Annotated in this window: 16 protein-coding genes and 3 pseudogenes; 5 read left to right on the forward strand and 14 right to left on the reverse strand. The window is 59.2% G+C overall.

Going from position 1 to position 20,016, the window contains the following annotated elements:
• Nucleotides 1–1,201: 1,201 nt before the first annotated feature.
• The 3 genes from ACVW1B_RS02230 to ACVW1B_RS02240 all read right to left on the reverse strand — a co-directional run bounded on the left by ACVW1B_RS02230 (nucleotide 1,202) and on the right by ACVW1B_RS02240 (nucleotide 5,289).
• Nucleotides 1,202–1,630, reverse strand: coding sequence for a hypothetical protein (locus ACVW1B_RS02230; protein WP_253610074.1), 429 nt, complete (start codon nucleotides 1,628–1,630; stop codon nucleotides 1,202–1,204).
• Nucleotides 1,563–2,555, reverse strand: coding sequence for an outer membrane protein (locus ACVW1B_RS02235; protein WP_309145193.1), 993 nt, complete (start codon nucleotides 2,553–2,555; stop codon nucleotides 1,563–1,565). Before ACVW1B_RS02235 ends, ACVW1B_RS02230 begins: the two co-directional genes overlap by 68 nt.
• Nucleotides 2,556–4,389: 1,834 nt before the next feature.
• Nucleotides 4,390–5,289, reverse strand: coding sequence for a hypothetical protein (locus tag ACVW1B_RS02240; RefSeq protein WP_253603485.1), 900 nt, complete (start codon nucleotides 5,287–5,289; stop codon nucleotides 4,390–4,392).
• A gap of 479 nt (nucleotides 5,290–5,768) precedes the next feature.
• On the opposite strand from ACVW1B_RS02240, the gene ACVW1B_RS02245 reads away from it, so the two are divergent.
• The 3 genes from ACVW1B_RS02245 to ACVW1B_RS02255 all read left to right on the forward strand — a co-directional run bounded on the left by ACVW1B_RS02245 (nucleotide 5,769) and on the right by ACVW1B_RS02255 (nucleotide 7,328).
• Nucleotides 5,769–6,020 carry a helix-turn-helix domain-containing protein gene (locus ACVW1B_RS02245; protein ID WP_069275780.1) on the forward strand — a complete coding sequence of 84 codons (252 nt, stop codon included), beginning with the start codon at nucleotides 5,769–5,771 and terminating at the stop codon, nucleotides 6,018–6,020.
• The gene (locus ACVW1B_RS02250) at nucleotides 6,020–6,403 is read left to right on the forward strand and encodes a HipA N-terminal domain-containing protein (RefSeq protein ID WP_456821167.1); all 384 of its coding nucleotides are present in this window, start codon (nucleotides 6,020–6,022) and stop codon (nucleotides 6,401–6,403) included. Before ACVW1B_RS02245 ends, ACVW1B_RS02250 begins: the two co-directional genes overlap by 1 nt.
• Before the next feature lie 112 nt (nucleotides 6,404–6,515).
• Entirely contained in the window at nucleotides 6,516–7,328 is an 813-nt protein-coding gene (locus tag ACVW1B_RS02255; protein WP_456822998.1) for a HipA domain-containing protein, read from the forward strand.
• 354 nt (nucleotides 7,329–7,682) lie between these two features.
• On the opposite strand, the gene ACVW1B_RS02260 is transcribed toward ACVW1B_RS02255, so the two are convergent.
• The 5 genes from ACVW1B_RS02260 to ACVW1B_RS02280 form a co-directional block, all read right to left on the reverse strand.
• Complete coding sequence (locus tag ACVW1B_RS02260) at nucleotides 7,683–7,832, reverse strand: hypothetical protein (RefSeq protein WP_176731264.1); 150 nt, start codon at nucleotides 7,830–7,832, stop codon at nucleotides 7,683–7,685.
• Between the two features lie 321 nt (nucleotides 7,833–8,153).
• Nucleotides 8,154–9,218, reverse strand: a complete 1,065-nt coding sequence (locus ACVW1B_RS02265) for a hypothetical protein (protein ID WP_309144983.1) — start codon at nucleotides 9,216–9,218, stop codon at nucleotides 8,154–8,156.
• Nucleotides 9,219–9,272: 54 nt separating this feature from the next.
• On the reverse strand, nucleotides 9,273–10,202 hold the full coding sequence (locus ACVW1B_RS02270) for a hypothetical protein (protein WP_253603482.1): 930 nt from the start codon (nucleotides 10,200–10,202) through the stop codon (nucleotides 9,273–9,275).
• 1,420 nt (nucleotides 10,203–11,622) lie between these two features.
• Nucleotides 11,623–11,871 (reverse strand): transposase, encoded by a 249-nt coding sequence (locus tag ACVW1B_RS02275; RefSeq protein ID WP_081334944.1) that lies wholly within the window; start codon nucleotides 11,869–11,871, stop codon nucleotides 11,623–11,625.
• A gap of 128 nt (nucleotides 11,872–11,999) precedes the next feature.
• Entirely contained in the window at nucleotides 12,000–12,173 is a 174-nt protein-coding gene (locus tag ACVW1B_RS02280) for a hypothetical protein (protein ID WP_176731263.1), read from the reverse strand.
• Between the two features lie 1,016 nt (nucleotides 12,174–13,189).
• Between ACVW1B_RS02280 and ACVW1B_RS02285 the strand changes: the two genes are divergently transcribed.
• A complete protein-coding gene (locus tag ACVW1B_RS02285; protein WP_069275778.1) occupies nucleotides 13,190–13,402 on the forward strand; it encodes a hypothetical protein in 213 nt (70 codons plus the stop codon).
• Between the two features lie 226 nt (nucleotides 13,403–13,628).
• On the opposite strand, the pseudogene ACVW1B_RS02290 reads toward ACVW1B_RS02285, so the two are convergent.
• The 4 genes and pseudogenes from ACVW1B_RS02290 to ACVW1B_RS02305 form a co-directional block, all read right to left on the reverse strand.
• A pseudogene (locus ACVW1B_RS02290) lies at nucleotides 13,629–15,011 on the reverse strand (cbb3-type cytochrome c oxidase subunit I); the annotation flags it as partial.
• 2 nt (nucleotides 15,012–15,013) lie between these two features.
• Nucleotides 15,014–15,859, reverse strand: a complete 846-nt coding sequence (gene coxB / locus ACVW1B_RS02295; protein WP_253603479.1) for a cytochrome c oxidase subunit II — start codon at nucleotides 15,857–15,859, stop codon at nucleotides 15,014–15,016.
• A 168-nt stretch (nucleotides 15,860–16,027) separates the two neighbouring features.
• Nucleotides 16,028–16,789: an IS21-like element ISFK1 family helper ATPase IstB gene (gene istB / locus ACVW1B_RS02300; RefSeq protein ID WP_253587833.1), complete on the reverse strand. Its 762-nt coding sequence runs from the start codon at nucleotides 16,787–16,789 to the stop codon at nucleotides 16,028–16,030.
• A 16-nt stretch (nucleotides 16,790–16,805) separates the two neighbouring features.
• Nucleotides 16,806–17,363 (reverse strand): annotated as a pseudogene (locus ACVW1B_RS02305) (Mu transposase domain-containing protein); the annotation flags it as partial.
• A gap of 475 nt (nucleotides 17,364–17,838) precedes the next feature.
• Between ACVW1B_RS02305 and ACVW1B_RS02310 the strand changes: the two are divergent.
• The gene (locus tag ACVW1B_RS02310; RefSeq protein ID WP_245313727.1) at nucleotides 17,839–18,183 is read left to right on the forward strand and encodes a hypothetical protein; all 345 of its coding nucleotides are present in this window, start codon (nucleotides 17,839–17,841) and stop codon (nucleotides 18,181–18,183) included.
• Between the two features lie 95 nt (nucleotides 18,184–18,278).
• Here ACVW1B_RS02310 and ACVW1B_RS02315 read toward each other — a convergent pair.
• Nucleotides 18,279–19,267: pseudogene (locus ACVW1B_RS02315) on the reverse strand (IS630 family transposase).
• Between the two features lie 476 nt (nucleotides 19,268–19,743).
• Nucleotides 19,744–19,980: a hypothetical protein gene (locus ACVW1B_RS02320; protein ID WP_069275777.1), complete on the reverse strand. Its 237-nt coding sequence runs from the start codon at nucleotides 19,978–19,980 to the stop codon at nucleotides 19,744–19,746.
• Nucleotides 19,981–20,016: the final 36 nt, after the last annotated feature.

Here is a 20,016-nt window from a genome sequence, read left to right on the forward strand (position 1 = left end):
GGGGACGAGGCGGCGCGGCACTTAAGTTGGCAAAAATGCCATCGTCCTCGCGCAGCATCGATCAAATCTACATTTCCTCTTGATGGGCCCGGAACGATTGTCTTTTCCGGTCGGAGAAAGCCCTGCGCGTGAGCCGTTGCTAATGTCATGACAGATTTGGCCCCTGTCACGGCCGAGCCTGGAGGCATCAGAGGAGCGGAGCATTGAAGGGCGGTGTCCTCGCCGCTTCTGAGCGCTTCACGGTGGTCGTTCCGCCGAACAGGACCTGCTCGTGCAAAGTCGTCTGGCGGAAAGGACAAGGACGCCGTCCCGCTCGTTGCTGAATGAGGCGAGCGCTTGCTTCCCAACCACTTAGGAAAATATCTTGCAGTGTAACCTCGTTCATATGCAGTCCCGCTTCTCAACTGGCATTATCGGCGAGGCAATATCTGGTAGGATGTCATGGACGACGAGTTTTGTAGAGAGAGGGCGCGGACCGTGCGGGAACTTGCCGAGCAAGCTGACCCATTCATCAAGGTGCGCTTGTTGCGGCTGGCCGCCAATTACGAACGGCGCGTTGGTCAGCCAGAGAAATCAGCTCGAGATTGCGCTGACCGGCCGGTACGGAGGTCACCCATTCGCCCGTCCTAAATTGAGAGATGGCGCTTACGAGTCACCCCCGGGCCGCGATCTTTTTCCGTGATGCACTTGTGCCGATTCTCGCAGCTGACCGGCAATCTAAAGATGCCGGCGGGACAGCTCCGGCGGCTCGTCGAGGAGTTGAGAGCCCGGCCCGGTTAGCGCTGGTATGCCACCGCATCGCCCTGAACGCTCTGGCCTCACAACGTCGGTACCCAGCGCTGGCCCGCCGCCGCAGAATAATCGGCCCGCGCTCAGCGCATTGCGGCTTGCAATGACGCGCCGCAAAGACCGCAGCACCTTCAAACAATAACTCCATGCTGATAAACCGGGTCCTCACTCGTTCGCTCGACGCTGTCAAAGCACGAGCCCGACATATTAAGGGGCCGGCGCCCATTCTGGCGCCGGCGTCGATGCTGATGTTGTTGGTGATGAAGTAGGACAACACGCCTTCAATCTGGACTCCGCCGCCACCGTTGCCGCGTTGTTCAGCAAAAGTGGTCAAGTCGCGCAAGAGGTGATAGTCGCGCCCCTTGAAATCGGTCCACGGCAGGTACGCGACATCAGCGCTCACGCGCCAACGCTAGGTCAACATGATTTCGGCGCTCATGCCGATCCGGGGCGCATTCCATTGAGTATCCTCGCCGCCGATGACCCTGTTGTCACCCGAGCTAAGACATGAAGTAAGGGGATTTGCCATCTGCACGCATCCCCTCGAGTCCGAGCTCTGGCCGTAATAGGTCCAGCCTACAAATCCGCCGAACTTGTAGTCGGTACCGCGCAAGAAATCGTAACCGACGTCGGCCGTGTAATATGTGAACCTTCCATTTGCTTGCCCTGATACCGTGTTGACATACGAGCCGCCCCAATCTTCATCGTTCATGTTTCCTTTGTTGAACTGCCCGAGGCCAATATTGCTCTTCAGGAACACACCCCAGGGGCTCTCAAGGCGGCCGAATAACTCTCCCGAAAGTCCGTCCAGTCCGTGATAAGTGAGCCTCGATAAGAGCATGCTGGGATCTTGAGATCCGCCATGGGGCACTGCGTCCCATTGGAATCATCCCCGACTGAGCCAGAGCCGGGAGCCGCCTTCGAATGACCAGCCGGTCACGTAGGGAACGGGCGGCATGCTGACGGGTGCCTTCGCGTATGGCAACGTATCGGACCAGTGCGTCGCCTGCCGGTCGGCGTCGAAATGGTAGTTCAGACCAATCTTTCCGATGTGATAGTTGCTGGACAGATTGGTTGTGTTCGGCGGCAGAATTGCAGACGGGAACTGGACTGTCGCAGCGGTCGCGACACCTGGTCCGCCAAAAATGCAGATAGTCATACTCAACGTTCACCGACCATGCAGGCGTCAGGGCTCGCTCGACGCCGAGCCCGATGACGCCACCGAGGCGACCATAGTCGAAATGGGTTTTTTCCTGCGGCAAGCCGCCGCCTTCAAGGTTGTTGACGACGTCGCCTCGATTGTTTTGCCAGGCTACGCCCGCCTTGAGATAGGCAAGCGTATGCCCGAGTGCTCCAAAGGCGTAACCGACGCGACCGGTCCCGGTGGCAAAGAGACTCGGACCTGCCTTGCAGTTTGCGCTCACGACGAAGCCCGAAGGGGCAAGGCATGTATTTGTGCCCTCGGAGACAGCGCCGCTGACATCGAGCTCGATGCCGAACACCCAGCTGTTATTCTGCCAGTTGTAGCCGATCTGACCACCTGCAAGGAACGCCGGGGTATCGACGACGCCGCCATAAATTGATGGACCATACGGATTGCTAAAGGAGGTTCGACCGTACCCTCCGCCGACGTGTCCGCCAATATAGCCGCCCGACCAATTCCACACCGCCCTTGGCAGTGTCGCTTCTGACTGGTGCGCCTTGGCTACGCCGCTTGCGACGAGCGCAATTGTCATGGTCCCAAAAAGAAAAACTCCAGCTCGCATCAAAGATTGCCTTCTCTTTCCCGGGTCACGAGCCCGCTCATTAAGTATCGCCACACGACAAATCGTCGGAGTAGACCAGACAGGCGGTAACGCATGGCGAGGTCGTCCCGAAGATCACCGCACGACGATTGGTGATGATGACCCGACAAAGCAAAACCGCGCGCCAAACTGAATTCCCATGTCGCGTCAGCTTCCTGACAATGGTTTCAAGGCTGACATCGAAGCATCCGGATGAGACACGGGTCGCAGCAGCGCTTGTTGAAATCGCCATCCAAGGAGAAGCAGAGAGCACGAAGACGAACGCGCGGCGCTGAGCTTATTGCACGAGGATTTCCGGCGGCGCTCGGTCATGAAAGAGCAGGGCTAATTTGCTACTTGGCAAAGCTCAGCGATCCAAAGGCGAGGTCAGCATTAGTTCGGTCCGCCGGCTGCAGACCAGCTTCGCGAAGACGGCTCTCCTGGTGCCATTCGGTATCTCGTAGCCACCGCGAGGAAAGATCCGGCTCACGAGCAATGACCCTCGCTCCGCAGCAGCGTCGCACGAACGGTATGTCGCCCGCTGCGCGCGAATGTAGATGGCCAGAGCACGAAATCAGTATGGCCAGTGAGCGCAGATCGGTGAACTCGTATGGTTCATTGCGCGAGAAGTCGGAACTGGAAGCAGCACCATATTGTCGGTGGGCGGGTTCGGCCCGAACCGCACGCTGGTGCGCAACAAGCCAGCAGATGTGCGCATGCGTTGCCGCAAGTGATAACGATGCGCTGGCGGCTTGCTCGAACGCGATCCGAAGTCTGGCGAAGTGAGACGCTGGGCGAGCGCCACGGAAACAATACGTTCTCGCAAAGTGACGTGAAAGCGAAGCCGCCTTAGCGGGCGGAGCATCTGAGGCCGGATGGTTGTGCATCAACATACCTAAAGGAAGAATCTCTTTTAGAAGCAAGCTTCTAGTGATTTCCTAAGTTCGAGAGGGGTATGTGATTGGGGTCCGTTCCTCGTTACGGATCGTGATAAACCCGAGATGTCATGCAGCGGCCCGCTCGAGATGCTACGATCACGTTGTAGCACGGATCCGAATCCATCTATGTTGGTTACCATCCTGCTCAGAGGAGGGACATGTCACTTCGCTGCTTCGCTAAAGGAAGCGACCGTGAAGGTCGGGAAGCGACTAAATTTTTGCGATCCCGATCTCGGTGGCTTCAAGCGGATAAGATCTCGTTCGTTTGCATGAAACGAGGTTTGACCGGTCCCAACGGTTCAACTCCTCAACTGGATACAAGATGGCCTTGCCAACCTTGATGAATGATGGACCAATTCTATAAGACCGCCAGTTGCGCAGCGTACCCTCGCTGAGGCGGCCGGAGGACATTCGGGGAATTTCGAGGGGAATGCTTGCCCGGTATGTGGGTGGCGACGCTGAGATGGATCGGCGTTACGCTGAGAGTTCTCAGAGCACGTTCAGTCATCGATAGCTCTACATCATTCGCTCGAAATGCTCAAAAGCTAGGTGCTTCTTGCTTTGCGAGGGCTGGCTCGTTTGTCTGAAAGATCCCTGATCGTCGACGCACAACCAGGTTCGATCGATCGCAGCGATTGAGCTCCTCAACTAGATGGAGGGTCACTTTGCCGATCATCGATTTGGTCTGCGACTCCCAAGGCCCAAGCCGCCACAGTCTGTGGCGGCTCTTTCCATCGCCTTGTTCTTACCGAAGGCCGCCATCGCGGCTTTGACAAATGTGCGAATATCCTGGGCGGCACGGTGGTCGGCTGCCATTCGAAGCAATGTTTTGCGTTCCTCCGCTTCCGCCTTGAGGGCCTTCTCGCGCGCAAGTCGGGCTACCTCAGCGCATTGTTCGGCCAGCCTGTGCTCCATCTCGGCACGGCGTCGGCATGCGTGTTCATAGGCGGTGTGGGCGTTGGCCGGTACTGGACTTCACCGGCTACTGTTAGCTTCAGGACGATTTCTCTAAGCCGATCCTCGATGCGGCCGCTGTGATCATCTGTCCAGGAATCCCCGGTGGCTGAGATTTCCAGCCGCAGGATTTCGTAAGCTTCATGCGGTGTCTGCATTCGTCCGTTGGCCTGCGTCCTGGCCCTGGGGTGGTCAAGCGTGAACGAGATCTTCTGGCTGCCGACTGTCACACCGATATTGCGGGCCTGTTCGCCAAGCCAAGGCTGGTGGCCGGCCTTGATCAGAACAAGGAACAGGTTGTTCAAAATCCGCAGCCGTCTCCGTTCGAAAGGGTTATCGAAGAAGGGTTCGCTGTAACGGAGTTTGTACGGAGCATCGCTGGGTTTCAGACGATGCAACGCATCTTCGTCGAGCAGATGGCGGATCAAACTATGGGCCGATCCAAGGTCACGCATGAAACGGATCTTCCCGAGTGACTGGTCGACTCTGGCAGCAACAGCTTCGATAGATTCGGCGAACGTGGGTTCAGTCGGCCGCGGTGCGGCAAGTTCGGCCTCAGGATTGGGAGGCCACGGATACGAGCGCGGGCCGGTTCCGATCGTCACGACTGTCGCCATTCCTGGTGACCGTGGCGGCAGTTTCTGGCGGATGACCTTCTTGTCGGCGCGGAGCTTTGCCCAATAGCCTCGGTCCGGTACGGGAATGTCAGCCTTGGCACAGCACTTTTTCAGCCACACATCGGAGACACCCATGCGCTGAGCAATCGTGCGCACCGGCTCTGTCCAAACAAGATCGTAAAGTGCCTCACGGGAAATGGTAGTCAATCCAATCCTCTCGGTCGGTCCGACTCCACTGTACTCATTGAGTATTGCGAAGGCGCGACGCCTTCGGTCTTGCTTCGGTGTTCGATGGAGCGGATGGATGGATGGGGCGGTCAATGTATAGGTGTCGGAGTGCGAAAGCGGTGATGACGTGATGAACGGAAACGATGAAATTCCTGACAGTGCTTGCCTGGAGCTCCAGGAGGACAGCCTTGCCGTGGTCGAGCTGTCAGCTCGAGATAGCGCCATGTTTGTGGGTGCTCTCCTCGAACCGAATCGGTAAACGCGCGCACTTGCAGGACACCGTTCGTCGTTATCGCGAGATCAGGGGATATGAGGAGCGAGAGCTCTTGGGAGGGCTGCTATACGCTAAAGCGTATTTATAAGTTTTATACGCTAGAAGGTATGCATATTTTTATCCTCTAAGGCGTATATTGACATTTATCCTCTAGGGCGTATATAGCATGCCAGAGAGGTAATCCGTGGATCAGATCGCCCGAACGCCTAAGCAAATCGGAGATGCCATCCGCCGACAACGCCGCAAGCTTGGTCTGAACCAGACCAGCATCAAGGACAAGACAAAGCTACGGCAGGCAACGATCTCGGCCGTCGAGAATGGCGCGCCCGGGACTCAGCTCGGAACGCTTTGCGACATTCTCGCAGCGCTCGACCTGGAGTTCGTTATCCGTCCTAGGACAAAGGCAAAGCCGGCTGAGATCGAGGACATCTTTTGATGGCCCGCCCGCGGCGGCATATCCCGCTCAACGTCTTCTTGAACGGCCGTCTTGTCGGGCGCCTCAACAGGCAATCCAGCGGCGCAATCGACTTTCAGTACGATCCGTCCTGGCTTGCCTGGGAGCATGCGCTGCCCGTGTCGCTATCTCTGCCTCTGCGTGAGGACCGCTATATCGGTGCCCCTGTCGTCGCCGTCTTCGACAACCTCCTGCCCGACAGCACGCCCATCCGCCGCCGCATGGCGGAGCGAGTCCACGCTCAGGGCATAGACGCTTACGACCTACTCGCTGCTGTCGGACGGGACTGCGTCGGCGCATTGCAATTCTTGCCCGGACGGCATCGAACCTGGCGCCGCCGGCGCTGTCGACGGCAAACCCGTTGACGACAAGGAAATCGCCCGGCTTCTCGGCGACCTTGCATCGGCCCCCCTTGGGCTTGGTGAGGACGAGGACTTTCGGATCTCGATCGCCGGCGCCCAGGAAAAGACCGCACTCCTGTTCTGGAAAGGGCGTTGGTACAAGCCGCTGGCGACTACGGCCACGACGCACATCCTCAAACCGCAGATTGGCCGACTGCCAAACGGCATCGATCTTTCCTACAGCGTCGAGAATGAGTTCTTCTGCCTCAAGCTGACAGCCGCTCTTGGACTTCCGAGCGCCGCCATCGCCATCGAGGAGTTTGAAGGCAACCGCGTGCTCGTGGTCGAGCGGTTCGACCGCCGCTGGACCGGTGACAATCGTCTCCTGCGTTTGCCCCAGGAGGATTGCTGCCAGGCCTGGTCCGTGCCGCCGTCCTTGAAATACGAATCCGATGGCGGGCCCGGCATTCCGGCTATTCTCAATCTGCTGAAGGGAAGCGATCAGCCGGAGGCAGATCAAACGACGTTTCTGAAGGCCGCAATTGCCTTCTGGCTGCTCGGTGCCACGGATGGTCACGCCAAGAATTTCAGCGTTTTTCTCTCTCCGGGCGGTCGCTTCCGCATGACCCCGCTCTACGATGTGATCTCAGCGCAGCCCAGCCTCGACGCAGGCCAGATCAACCGTAACAAGATGAAGCTGGCCATGGCGGTCGGCGACAGCCGCCACTACGTCGTCGACGGCGTCATGCCTCGCCATTTTGTTCAGACCGCCGCTAAGGCAGGGATTGGCGCGGGACTCGTGACCACGATCTTCGATGAGCTGCGTACGCAGGCGCCAGTAGCAGTCGAACAGGTCACCGCGTCGCTCCCGAAAGCATTTCCTGCCGAAGTCGCTGACAGCATCTGCAATGGGATCAAGGCTCGTCTGCGAAGGTTGGAGGAAGCGTGATGCCAAAGATCGATGTGCGACCAACTAATCGGAGCCGGGGGGGCATCTCTGCCTATTGCCACAATGGACCAGCAGGATTGATCATGGTCCGCCTCTTCGTCGCTGTTACGGACTGTTGATTTCCGTCGAGAAGTGACCCGGGATTTCCATTGATAGTTCTCGATGGAAAAATGCCCTCCGACTGGGTCACTTCTCTTATCAGTGGAAATCGACATCTTGGGACGATGTATTCTCCGACAGACCTCGTTTTCCTGAATGGGACCACCCATCCAACCGGCCAGCTCTCGTTGAGTTCGAGCAGGTGTATGTCTTCCGGGGCACCGCACCACGCCGCAGTTTCCGCGACACCAAGGTTCAGCGGCTGGAGTTATGGCCAGCGACATAGCTGTAGGCCTTGCAGTACTTGCTGCGGCGAAAACTGAAGAACGGCTCAGGCGGGAGGTAGAGCAGCGGAGGATTGAGGAAGAGCGTCGTCGTCGCGAACTCGCTGCGCGCGTCAAACATATTGAGGATCGCCGCACCAACGGACTGAGCGCGCTTCTCTCTCCGGACTTGATGAACTGGACCGACTACGTCGTCTCATCACCATGCTTACCGAAGAGGTTTCGGCCGAACCGAGCCCCAGATTGTTGGCGTTTCTGGCTTGAACCACAGAGCACTTGGCGCAGCGCGAGGCTCGCCTATCCCCGCGGGCGATCGAGGATCGTTTCGAGGCGGAGCGTCTATTTGGTGACGATGACGATCACGGCTTCACGCCCTCGCGGTGGTAGGTTGGCGAGAGCGAGGAAGTCTCGATAGGTTATCGATGGCGCGGCAAGCGAGGGCCTATGCTTTTGGCCGCAGGCGGGTCGCCTGGCGCTTTGTCGCGCCGCGGGACTGGCAGAGTTTGATGCAACGCGTAACATCGTCTCTCGATTTCTTCCTGCTGGGCCGGTGGAAGATCGGCCATGACTTCGTCGATCGTGCGAAGCATGCGGATTGCTTTCGTTGAAGTGCCGGGAGGTGGATACGAATTAGCCCGGCGACTTCTTGGGATCGGCAGCACGCGGATAAGTCCACTCTTCTTGAAATTGACCGTTGACTTTCTGGATCTTGACCGATCCTCCGTCCTTGCCGACAGCCTTCTCGAGGGCGCCGCCTTTGGTCGCAGGCTGGCAGCTTGCCGGGCGCCGTCTGGCGGACGAGCGACGGCGCCGCATTTGCCGCGGCCTTCCAGCGCCATTCGAAGCCGTCATGCGTCAGGCGGCCGAGGGGCTCGCCATGCCAGGCCACGATCCGCTCAAGCGCCGCCTTGTTCGCGGCGGGCTTGCCGACCGCCGAGCGTGTCGTCAGGTAGCGCTCGGCGCCCTCGCCCTCGCGATACCATCCGTTCTCGCGAGCCAAAGCCCAGAGCGCGTCCGCCGCCGCTTGTGGTGATCCAAACTCCTCGACCAGCCGCGCAGCCATGTCCGCGCGAAGCTCGTCGGTGATGGCGCTGGCGTGCTCGCTTCGGAGGCGGAAAGCTTCCAGGAACCGCTGGCGCGGCGACGACCCCTCGATCCTGATCTCGCCCTGATCGTCGCCTACGATTGCAGGCGCCGTCGATGGATGTGCCGGCGCCTCGTTCTGGACGATTTCGAGAGTACGAATCCGGTTGCGCTGATTGCGACGTCCGCTGAGGAAAAGCCGACCGTAAGAGGTCGGCCGCAGGAGTGCGGCTGAGGCGGACGAGAGATAAGCGGCCGGGTAGAGATAATGTGCGATGCGCACGGCGTGGGCCAAGACCGCCGTGTCGACATCGGCATTGGCCTGGGCATAGACCCCGCGGACGAGCTGAATTAGCTCGCCTGCCGACGCTTGGGCATGGGCGCGCCGCCTGTCAATGTTCTCACCGACCAGGAGGATCGTCACAGACTTCCCCGCATTTCAGATGCGCGAAAGTCAGACCACCCCGAACCGGTCGGTTCAGGCGACCAGCCGTGTCCGATAGGCCTCAAGCCGCGCAAATCGATCCTGCAGATGAGTGCGATAGTGGATCAGAAGATCGTCTGGACCGGCGAACTCGCCAAGCACCCTTTCCGTCTCGACCATCGCCTGATCGAAGGTGAGGCAGCCCGAACCGTCGCCTGTCATCTGATCTATCAAGTAGCGCTCGACCTCCAATCGAGCAGGCTCGGGGAGAACCGAGCGCGCTTCGAAATAGATCAACCGGAGCCCGAACCAGCGCAGTCGCTCGTCCTCCATACCCTGGACGATCACGAAGCGGTCCTCCCATCGCGCATCGTGGAACGCGGCAATGCGTGCCTCGTCAGCAGGGCCGGGAAAGCCGTTATAGATGCGCTCTTCGATGTGCGGAGACAAAGCGTAGGGCTCGCGTGCGGCCGTGTAAGCAGCCACAAGCCGCGCGCGCAGACCGGTGTCCGTCTTCATGCGACGGGCCTGGTCTTCGATGGCGCCGATCGAACCGCCATCCAGCATATGCTCGGGAGCGTCGTAGAACGCCGTCAGCGTGGGCGCGGCATTGATCCTGAAGCGACGGATCGGACTCGGCTTGTGCGTCAGATGAACTTGCAGTTCGAGGTCGCTCATCGCGGCAAGCCGGCCGATGTCTTCGTTGAGACTCAAGCAAAGCCGGCCATTGGCTTGATCGGATCCCTGCCGATGCAGACGAGTATGATAGGCTTGGCCGCCGAAAACCTCGGTCAACACGAAGCCGTCTTCGGCCTCAACGAAATCCGCGACGGCGGCCTTGTTTGAGAAGCGCACGAAGCGCTGCCACAACTCCGGAGACCTTTGATAGACCAATCGACACAGTTCGAGCGTCGCAAGCACATCGGACATCGCGTCGTGTGCCCGAGCGTGGGCGACGCCATTCGCCGCCGCCAGCTGTTGCAAGCGAAATGTCCGCCGCCCTTCTTCGCTGACCGGCACAACCAGCTGCGCAGGCGATACGGCATCGGCGGCTTCACCAGACTGAGCGCATCGGCACGGCAGTTGCGATGATTACTCGTCAGATACGCCGGATACAGGCACTGGAAGAGCGCGTGGCGCAGCATCTCCTCGTCGAAGCGGATGGAGTTGAAGCCGACGAAAACCGCCGGGCTCCAGGAAATCAGCGTCCGGCGGATATCTCCTACCATGGCGTAGTGCGACGGCAGGCTGGAATCGGTCAGCCACTCGATCGGCAAGGCGCCGGTGCGGCTGGACGATGTGCTGATCATTGCACGCTACAACGCGCAGGTTTTCGAGCTGCAAGAGCGCGTTCCTGGCGTTCGCATCGGCACGTAGACAAGTTTCAATGGCAAGAGGCGCCGATCGTCATCTACTCCATGACGTCGAGCCATTCCGATGCGCGGCGGGCATGGAGTTCCTACACAGTGCGAACCGGCTCAATGTTGCGACCTCTCAGGCCAAGTGTATTTTGCGTTATTGTCGCTTCGCCTCACTTGTTCGAAGCTGAATGTCGGACACCACGCCAGATACAGCTCGCCATGCTTCTGTCGTATTTGGAGCTGTCGACTCCGTTTTTTGTCCACGATCGAGCCTACGACCTTCCCGAGACTGCCGGCGACTTTAGGCCATTCCTCACGATTTAGACGTCGATTTAGCACCGTGAGTGGTTCTAAAGACCGTGCCTCCGCTGTCAGTCCTCAATCTGCTGGAACATATTCGCGAGACCGTTAAGCATCCGGACGATTTCCTTTGCCTTTGATTCACACAAGTTAATTGACTGGCTCCCGCTTAGATTCGATCATCCACCGGTTGGGCAGGTCGGCTTCATCAAGGACAGTTGTTGAGGCCCAGAGGAGCTGGCCCGATTACCGAAGCGGCGGCTCGGCAAGCAATGGAACGAGGAGGGCCTTAGCATCCTCCAAGAGTGCCGGGGTCGATTCTTGGAATACATCACAGGAATTAAATTAAAGCATAGGCCCATGCGCGGGCATACAGTTGTGCCAGCGACTATGTCCGGTACCATGCTTATGCGGTCCATTCGCGTGGTTGCCGCTAGGGGCAGCTCACGCGCGCCCGACAAAAAGCCTAAACTAGGCCCCAGCTGGACCCCCTCGCTGGGGCATTTTCTTTGGAAATTTAGAGCCCATCCCGGTAATTTATACGGGCGGTAGCAAGTGGAGCTTTGTACAATTCGCGTACCAGCGCAGCAACCCCATCGATAACCTTGCGGAGGTCAACTGATGGCTGGCCAAGTATACCTTCGAGGGGATGCCGAACGTGCCGCCCGGATCAGCCGCTGCAACTGCGCCTCGCCTACGTCCACGCCGGCGCGCACGATCCACCTCGCTACTAGCAATTTCGATCACCGCGCCTGACACAGATGCCACCACACTCGCGCAACTCGAGTGCCGGGAGCGACAATGCTGCTCGCCCAAGCATTGCAGCGCCACGCGAATAGCAGCGCCGGGTGAATGCCGATCCGCCGGGCAATCGCCGACACGCTCGCGCGAAGCTCCAGCGCCTCTGTCGCGACTTGCGGCCCTACGTCCGACCAGCGTCGGCGAAGCTGCCGCGGCGCTTTCTCAAGACGGTCGGCGACCGCTTCGATCATATGGAAGGTTCTAGTTCCAGAACTAAGGACGCAGACTAGAAGCTCACATCCGCTCACAAACTCAGCGGCCGATCGCCGATCGCTCACCCACTCCGCCAGACGGGGGCTCTTTGCCGCTTACGTTGTTTCTAAGAATTTGACGTCTTCATGGTCCGCTCGACCTCCTCGGCCAGTGTCCGGTGATGTGCCGCGAGCTTAGCGAACAAGGCCTTCTTCGCCGCGTTGGTCGCGAGCTTGCTGATTAGTTCGCACTCTTCCGCCTCGACACGAAGCTTCTCCAAATGCGCCTTCATGTCCTTCATTTGAGGTTCCCCCAATGATGGAGTTACTTGAAGAAGGGCGCCTGCCGCACGTCAATATCCTTAATCTTCCCCCGAAAAAATGTACAGGGTTAAGCTGCTTTTAGCTCCATCTCGATCGGGCTGATAAAGCCGACGGTGGAGTGACGACGAGTCCGAGTTGTAGAAGCCTCGATATAGGCAAGATATCCCGTGTGGCTTCTGCCCGTGTTGCATAGTGCCTGTGGTGGACGAGCTCCGTCTTGAGCGTTTGAAAGTAGCTCTCCATCGGAGCATTGTCATAGCAGTCGCCCTTGCGGCTCATCGACGCCCTGAGGCCGGCGGATTGCATCAGCTTGCGGTAGTGCGCCGAGGCACATTGAACGCTGCGGATCGGAATGGTGGATCAGGCCGGCACTTGGCCGCTGCGCCGAGATCGCCATCCGCAAGGCCGCCGCACGACATCAAATAAGATTCGCAAGGCGGTGGACATTCTCGTTGCCAAAGAGCAAATTGAGTAAGCCACTCAGAAAGCCAAGGGCGACATTGGTTGGGCCTCTTTTTAAAGCGAAAACCGGGTATCGCGACATCACCTCCGAAGGCCTGCTGCGCGCGATTCAGGGATTATTTCGCAAATAAACTTAGGTTGTCGCCGCAAATCTCGACGCCAGTTATGTTGCTCAAAAATCTGGAGAGCAACGACGCTCCCGCTTTCAAACCAAGGAGCGCGTCATGACGAAAAATCGAAATCGAGCGAAGCAAACAACATCACTCCAAGACCGCTTGGCTGCGTTTGCCAGTGAGCTGGCTCGCAGAGCGGCCACCATGCCGGCAGGTATTGAGCGGGACAGCCTGCTCAAGCGAGCTCGCACAGCGGAGATTGCCGCAGACATTGACGATTGGGTCTCCTCGGCGGGACTTCAACCGCCGACCCCATAGGGCTTGGAGTGTCTCCTCCTCCAAGTTCTCGAAGGGCCCCCTATCCGGCGGGGGCCCTTCCGCTTTAGGAACGAACGCCTTTTGCTCAGCATTCTAACAGCATGAGTGAGAGCGTACATGTTGTCGTTGAAAACGCGGTCCAGATCGCTTGGGAATTCCTTGAGCGCAGCGGCGAGATAACCAACGGCTACGAGACAAGCCAATTCCTCGTCATGACGGTCGGCAAAATGGCCTTGGCCGGCGAACGGCGTCAGCTTATGCTCGCCAACCGAGCGATTGACGCTTACCAAAAAAGCAAACCTAAGGCCGCATGAACCCGATGAACACGTTCGCCTCCAAAGTGCCTTGTCGCGTGCACAATGGCCCCAACGATCAGTTAATTGATTGGGAGCCGCTATATCATGATTATGGCGTCAAGCAGGAGGAGGGTGTCGTCGCCTGGGACGGGCTGCTCTGGGATGGCTATGCCGATTCCCTACCAGCATCCAGGCGGTCACTGAGCCGGCCTCATCTGCGGCATCCCTTGCTCGCGCTCGATCTCATCAGACCGAGAATGTGCATTGGGAAAAACGCGATATTGAAGCCAAAAAAGGCGAGCCAGAAGTTCCAGCGGCCGAGCCGCTCGCTCAGCATCCTTCCCCAGATCTTGGGAAACCAGTAGTAGACCGCTCCGATAAGTGGGAAAACGGCGCCGCCGATCAGAACATAATGGAAGTGAGCGACGACGAAGTAAGTGTCATGGACCTGGGTGTCGATCGGGACCGACGCCACCATGATGCCGGACAGGCCGCCAATCACGAAGATCACGATGAATCCGAGCACGAACAGCAGTGGCGTCCGATACACCGGGCGGCCATCCCACAACGTCGCGATCCAACAGAATATCTGCAGGCCGCTTGGCACGGCGATCAACATGCTTGACGCAGTGAAGAGACCGGCCCCGAGCTGGGGCAGTCCGGTCACGAATATGTGGTGAACCCAAAGCCCGAACGACAGAAATCCCGTTGCGATCAGAGAGAGAACGATCACGGGATAGCCGATTACGGGTCTGCGCGGGAAGGTGGCGAGAATCATCGACACCATGCCCGTTGCCGGAATGAAGATGATGTAGACCTCCGGATGCCCGAAGAACCAGAACAAATGCTGCCACAGCAGCACATTGCCACCTGAAGAGGGGTCATAGAAGTGGGTACTAACCAGGCGATCAAGTATGAGCGAGGTGGATGCGACCATGATCGATGGCATTGCAAACATTACCAGGACAGCGGTAATCAGCATCGCCCAAACGAACAGCGGGATACGGTCAAGCGTCATTCCGGGAGCGCGCTGCTTGAAGACCGTGACGATGAGCTCGACGGCAACGGCAAGCGCTGCGACTTCCGTGAAGGTGATCATCTGGGCCCAGACGTCCGCATGCTTGGTTGGGGTGAACTGCAGGCTGGAGAGGGGTATGTAGGCGAACCAGCCGACGTCGGGCCCGACGTTGAAGAAGAAGGAGATCCAAAGGAATAAGCCACCGAACAAGAACATCCAGTAGCTGAAGGCGTTGAGGCGCGGGAAAGCAATGTTGCGGGTGCCGATCATCAGCGGCACCAGGTAGACCGCGAAGGCTTCCATCACCGGAACGGCGAACAGGAACATCATCGTCGAGCCGTGCATCGTGAAGACCTGATTGTACAGATCTGGCGAAAGCAGACGCTGCTCGGCACCGGCCAGCTGGATACGCATCAGGATCGCGAGGACTCCGCCGAGGACCAGGAAGGCGAATGCCGTCACGATGTAGCGGCGTCCGATGATCTTGTGATCCACCGACATCAGCGCGCCGATCAGTCCCGATGGCGTCCGCCAGATGCTCTGCAGCCGCGCTGCAAGTTGCAGCCCGTGGAGGTTGTCGTCGCGTATTTCTCTTTGCTCGGCGGCCATGCTCACTTGAGCTGCTCCAGATACTGAATGATCGCGATCAGCTCTCCCGATTGCAGCGGCATTCTCGGCATTAGATTGCCGGGTTTGATGTGTTGCGGATCGGCAATCCAAGCTCCCAGCGTCGCCGCTGTTTGCGGCAACGTGCCGGCCGCAATCGTCGTTCGGCTTCCGACATGGGTGAGGTCAGGACCCAATTGGCCGCCTGCCAGGGTGCCGCGAACGGTGTGACATAGCGCGCATCCGCGGCTGCGAAACAGCTCTTCTCCCTGTTTGGCTAGCGCGTCAGTCGGGCTGGTTGCGCTCTGGTTTTCGTGTTCGCGCCAACGCTCGAATTCCTCGGGCCGGAGCGCGATTGCCGCAAACGCCATATGGGCGTGTTGCAAGCCGCAGAATTCCGCGCAATGGCCGCGATAGATGCCAGGATTCTTGGCTGTAAACTGAATTTCGTTGGTTTGCCCGGTGATCAGGTCCATCTTGCCGGTGAGGCTTGGAACCCAGAAGCTGTGGATGACGTCAGCGGATTCGAGCTTCACCTTGACCGGCTTGCCAACCGGAATGCGGATTTCATTTGCCGTGGCGAAGCTGTTATGCGGGCTGTCGGCCTCGTAGTGAACTTCCCACCACCATTGATGGCCGACCATCCTGAGCGTCAGGGCGTCCGGATCCCTAGCAAACAGCGTGCGCTGGCCGGCATAGCTCACGAAGGATAGGACGAGCACGATCAACGTGGTGGCAGCGCCAAGCCCGAGAATGATTTGCCCGGCTCGTGTCTCGAAAGGAATACGAAGTTCGAGCGGCGCGTCTACTGTGCGTATTCGGCGCAGCAGGCCAACACTGAGCACGACCACGACGCAGGTCCAGACGATCCCGGACACCGCAAGAAATACGATGAACGTGACGGATCTGCTCCGATTGAAGTGCATATTTCACTGATGGTGAGCAGCGATTTCGCGCGATCATGAGCGCCGAATTCAGACGATCGTGAGCAGCCCGCTCCGGCCGAGGCGGTGATAGAGTCAGCGTTCTGGCTGCGCGTCAAGGGTGATGGTTTTGGCGTTGCGTTTTCGCATGCTTTCGCCGGCCAGCTGGAGGCGGTGAGCGTTATGGACGAGGCGATCGAGGACGGCGTCGGCGTAGGTTGGGTCTCCGATAACTTCGTGCCATGTGTCCACAGGGAGTTGGCTAGTTACGATGGTGGAGGCGCGGCCATGGCGGTCCTCGAGGACTTCGAGTAGATCGCGCCGCTCGGCGGCGGTGAGCACCGACAATCCCCAATCGTCCAAAATCAGAAGCTGGGCGCGGCCAAGGGTTTTGAGCAGGCGGGCATAACGTCCATCGCCCCGCGCGAGCGCCAACGCTTCGAACAATCTTGGGACGCGATGATAGAGAACCGAGCGATTGTCGCGGCAGGCCTTGTGGCCGAGGGCACAGGCTAACCAACTTTTGCCCAATCCGGTCGCTCCGGTTATGAGCAAATTCTCGTGGCGATCGATCCAGTCGCCGCTGACGAGCTTGGCGAAGACGGCCCGGTCGATACCCCGCGGCGTGCGCAAATCGACGTCCTCCACGCAGGCATTCTGGCGGAGCGCGGCCAGCTTGAGGCGCGTGGTGAGCCGCCTGGTGTCGCGTTCCGCGGCTTCCCGGTCGACCAGCAGGCCGATGCGATCTTCGAACGGCAAGGCTTCGAGATCAGGTGATCGGCGCTGCTCCTCGAAGGCCTTGGCCATGCCGCTCAAGCCGAGCTCGATCAGGCGTTCGTGGGTGGGATGGTTGAGCATACAGGTCTCCTTGGCTTTAGTGGAAATAATCCCGGCCGCGGATGTTGCCGTGGCGCAGGGGTTGGGGTTCGGAGGGCTCGTCGAGAAAGGTGCGATCCAGGCCGTTCTGGAGGATGGAGCGGATCGAGGCGAGGGATCGAGCCTTGATCAGAATGCCGCGCCGGCAGGCCGCGTCGACGCGCTCGGCGCTGTAGCTTTTGGCCAGCGACAGAATGCCGAGGCAGGTGCGAAAGCCTTGCTCGGGATGCGGCCGGGCCGCGATCACGGCCTGGAAGAAGGCGGCGGTCGACGGACCGATCCGCTCGCCGGCGGCGATCACTCCGGCGGGCGTCCATTGGCCGTAGCGCCGATGGGCGCTGGGCATGTGGTCGGTGATGGTGGTGTGGCCCCGCCGGTTGGGCGCGCGAGCGTGGCTGGCGATCCTGCGGCCGTTGTGGAAGATCTCGACCGTCCTGTCGTCAATGCGCGCGTCGACGAGCTCACGGATGAGCCGATACGGCGTGGAATACCAGTGTCCGTCGATCTCGATATGATAGTCGGGGCCGACCCGACAGCGCTTCCAGTGCGCGAAAGCGTTCTTGGTTGCTCGGGCCGAACCTCCGGCTCCTACAATGGTTCCTATATGAGGACCGCTCGGCTTGTGGTCAGACTGGCCAACCCTTCGCTGCAACGACGATTGCTATATCCGCCGCAGCCAACAGCAGGAGCACGATCCGATCAGATGCCTGGTTTGGGGAAAGCCGCCCCTGGCGCCCCCCCCGAATGCCCATTGGCAACGATAGGCGAAACCGATGCCAACGGCGGACTGCCGAACAATTGCTCGGCCGTTTCGGCGGCAGTGCTTGGGAGCGGTGTGAGGCGTCGGCAATATTGCGACCATTCAGTTTCCGAGCCAGCCGGACTTCAATTGGCGGAATCCGCGGTCCGGGTTTTTGACTTGCTTCGCACCTCTCTAAACGATTTCTGACAGATCAAATGTCCCGCTCGGTCGTTCCGATCCTTGACCAAGGTCAAGGAATATTATCTTGGTAGAATGAATGAGGGACGGCATGAAAGCGTGGTATGATCCGCGATCACCGGCCAAGGCACAGTCCGCGGGCGCCGGTGGCCGAGAGACCGAGCGCGCTCCCGCCTGCATCAAGGACGGAGGCGCCGCCATGGTTGGTCCGCTTCGATCACCCTTTCACGATATGCAGCTTCGCCATCTGGAGCTGGCTGAAAGACATGTAGCTCAAGGCGAACGACGCATCGCTGAACAAGAGCAACGGATTGGAAGGATGGCCAACCGGGGCCAGAACGTAACGGACGCTAGAAAGATACTGGATAGCTTCAACGCAAGTCAGGCGCTGTTTGTTCAGCACCGAGACGAGATCCGCAAAGCACTCGGAGAGTAAGGCCAGTCCAGTCGGCGACTGTCTATATTACAAGTCTCGTTTCCTCCTTTGTGACAAGCGTCTTAGCTAGTGTCCTGAACCAGAAATTCGCGACACTACGATTGTTGTGCTTGAGTATTGTAACGGCAGAAGCGCTCGATGGAGGCGAGGATATCATCGGCGGCGCGCCGGATCTTCTTGTCGGTGATGAGGGCGAAGAAAGCGCTCGACCTGATTGAGCCAGGACGAACTGGTCGGCGTGAGATCGACATGCCAGCGCGGCCGTTTGGCGAGCCTGCTGCGGATCAGTGGGGCCTTGTGCGTGGCGTAGTTGTCCATGACGAGATGGACATCGAGACCGCACGGCACGGCAGCCTCGATCTCATCGAGGAACTTGCGAAACTCGGAGGCGCGATGGCGGGCAAAGCATTTGCCGATAACCTTGCCCGTTGCAATGTCGAGCGCCGCGAAGAGCGAGGTCGTGCCGTGGCGCGTGTAGTCATGGCTGCGCCGCGCCACCTGACCGGGGCGCATCGGCAGCATCGGCTGGCTGCGGTCGAGCCCTGGATTTTGGACTTCTCGTCTACACACAGGACGCGGCATGCTGGGGCGGGGAGACGTAGAGGCCGACCACATCGCGCACCTTGGCCACGAAATCCGGGGCGGTCGAGAGCTTGAACGTCTCGATCCGATGAGGCTGCAAACCGAAGGCTTGCCAGATGCGCTGCACGCTTGAGACCGACAGCCCACTTTCCTTTGCCATGCTGCACGAGCTCCAGTGGGTCGCATCCTTCGGAAGGCTTTCCAGGGTCTTTACGATGGTAGCTTCGATGCGCGCATCATCGATCGTCCGCGGGCTCCCGGCCTTGGCTCGTCGCGCAGGCCTTCCACGCGTTCCTGCACAAAGCGCCTGCGCCACTTGCCGACCGTGGTCTCGATCACACCGAGCTTCGCCGCCACCTCCTTGTTCTGGCTGCCCTCTGCACAGGCCAGAATGATCCGGGCCCGCAACGCCAGGGGCTTCGGCCGTCTTGCGGCGGCCTGCCAACGCCTTCAGCTCAGTCCGCTCCTTCTCGGTTAGGATCAGGGGTGCCAGCCGCGCCATCCAATGCTCCATCGCTGTTGCCCTGCAAAGCAATGCCACAGCGATGCGACTCTAACCCGAATCTAATGATGCGAACTTGTGACTCGGGACACTAGTGATGGGTCTGAGAAGCACCGGGCACGAACGGCGGTGCCCGTTTGTCCCTGGACCCGACTGGCGTCCAGGGCACCGGCACGCTGAATGGATGACCCACGCGGAAATGGAATTAGAACGTGATTTGGCGGTGTCAAGAACATCCATTCAAAAAAAGCACTGCGGATAATCGGCCTTTGCGCCGTTCAGGACAGCGCGTCCATCGCTGCAGCGCCGGATGCGTCAGGGCCTTTTTTCCATAGGAACGAAGCGCATCCACTGGCATTGATCGCCCTGTTCGGTGCCGCACCGCTACCGGCACCTAGACGCCCAGCTACAAACTTGGCCCCAGCTTTCACAGCTGGGGCCCTTTCCAACAGGTCACTGCCGGCCGTCAGTTTCCACTAGTTTTCCAGCTCTCTTCGGATCCGATCCCGGTGCTGAACGTGCAGAACCTGACACGAATAGAAGTTGTCCAGAAGCTTCCTCGCTTCCGCTAGATCATGCCCGTGATGGGCGAGGTGCTCGATCAATTCCTCTTGCTCGGCAATGTGTCGCTCGCCTTCGGCAATGTGCCGCTCGGCTTCCGCCAAGTGGCGAGCCTGCATTTCGCGGTGCGCTGTTTGAAGGTGGTCCGGCATGGTCGCGCTCCCTTCCTATGCAGGCGGGAGCACGAT

The organism is Bradyrhizobium sp. USDA 4502, from assembly GCF_054063355.1.

Bases quoted from the DNA above. Each gene is read 5' to 3' on its own strand.
- ACVW1B_RS02320 (WP_069275777.1), bottom strand. From the start codon at position 19,980: ATGCCGGACCACCTTCAAACAGCGCACCGCGAAATGCAGGCTCGCCAC.
- ACVW1B_RS02310 (WP_245313727.1), top strand. From the start codon at position 17,839: ATGAAAGCGTGGTATGATCCGCGATCACCGGCCAAGGCACAGTCCGCG.
- ACVW1B_RS02235 (WP_309145193.1), bottom strand. From the start codon at position 2,555: ATGCGAGCTGGAGTTTTTCTTTTTGGGACCATGACAATTGCGCTCGTC.
- ACVW1B_RS02275 (WP_081334944.1), bottom strand. From the start codon at position 11,871: ATGATCGAAGCGGTCGCCGACCGTCTTGAGAAAGCGCCGCGGCAGCTT.
- ACVW1B_RS02250 (WP_456821167.1), top strand. From the start codon at position 6,020: ATGGCCCGCCCGCGGCGGCATATCCCGCTCAACGTCTTCTTGAACGGC.
- ACVW1B_RS02285 (WP_069275778.1), top strand. From the start codon at position 13,190: ATGAGTGAGAGCGTACATGTTGTCGTTGAAAACGCGGTCCAGATCGCT.
- ACVW1B_RS02230 (WP_253610074.1), bottom strand. From the start codon at position 1,630: ATGCTCTTATCGAGGCTCACTTATCACGGACTGGACGGACTTTCGGGA.
- ACVW1B_RS02260 (WP_176731264.1), bottom strand. From the start codon at position 7,832: ATGTTTGACGCGCGCAGCGAGTTCGCGACGACGACGCTCTTCCTCAAT.
- istB (WP_253587833.1), bottom strand. From the start codon at position 16,789: ATGCTCAACCATCCCACCCACGAACGCCTGATCGAGCTCGGCTTGAGC.
- ACVW1B_RS02280 (WP_176731263.1), bottom strand. From the start codon at position 12,173: ATGAAGGACATGAAGGCGCATTTGGAGAAGCTTCGTGTCGAGGCGGAA.